The organism is Glycomyces salinus, assembly GCF_016428645.1.
GTDB classification, from domain to species: Bacteria; Actinomycetota; Actinomycetes; order Mycobacteriales; family Micromonosporaceae; genus Glycomyces; species Glycomyces salinus.
Genome location: NZ_JAELXW010000184.1, coordinates 1 through 660 on the forward strand (window position 1 = coordinate 1; position 660 = coordinate 660).

Sequence of the window (660 nt, forward strand, 5' to 3'; positions counted from 1 at the left end):
GTCGACCGGATCGTCGATGACCTCCTGCTCATCGGTGCCTCCGGAGACGCCGAGCGAGGACCAGTCGGCGGTGCCGAGCAGGACGACGCCGTCGGAGTCGTGCTGCCTGATCACGGGGATGATCTGCTCGTGGTAGGACTTGATCTCCGCCCAGGAGACGCCGTTGGGCTCGTTGGCGACCTCGTAGAACAGGTTGTTCTGGTCGCCGTGCTCGGCGGCGATCTCGGCGAAGAAGGTCTTGGCGCGATCGAGGTTGTAGTGCGGGTCGCCGGGGGTGAGCATGTGCCAGTCGACGATGACGTACAGGCCGCGGGCGGTGGCGTCGTCGATGAGGTCGTGCATCCGGGCCGTGAAGCCCTCGGGGTCGGTCTCGTACCCGTCCTCCTGGATGTACATCGACAGGCGCACGACGTCGGCGCCCCAGTCGTAGGCGAGGGCGTCGAGCGAGGCGTCGCCCACGCACTGCGAGAACCACTGCAGCCCGTGGGTGCTCATGCCGCGAAGCTGGACCGGCTCCCCCGCGGAGTCGCAGAGCCGTGTGCCGCAGACGTGGAGCCTGCCGTGCTCGTCGACCGGTGAGGCGGCCGACGCGGTGATCTCGTCCTCGAGGGTCTCGCCGACGGCGATGCCGTATCCCAGGGGCGCGAGCACGATCGCCGT

Annotated in this window: 1 protein-coding gene; it reads right to left on the bottom strand. The window is 68.6% G+C overall.

Going from position 1 to position 660, the window contains the following annotated elements; genetic code table 11:
* Positions 1–639: glycoside hydrolase family 5 protein (locus tag JFB92_RS24955; RefSeq protein WP_233163796.1), on the bottom strand; the 639-nt coding region annotated here is incomplete at its 3' end.
* Positions 640–660: the final 21 nt, after the last annotated feature.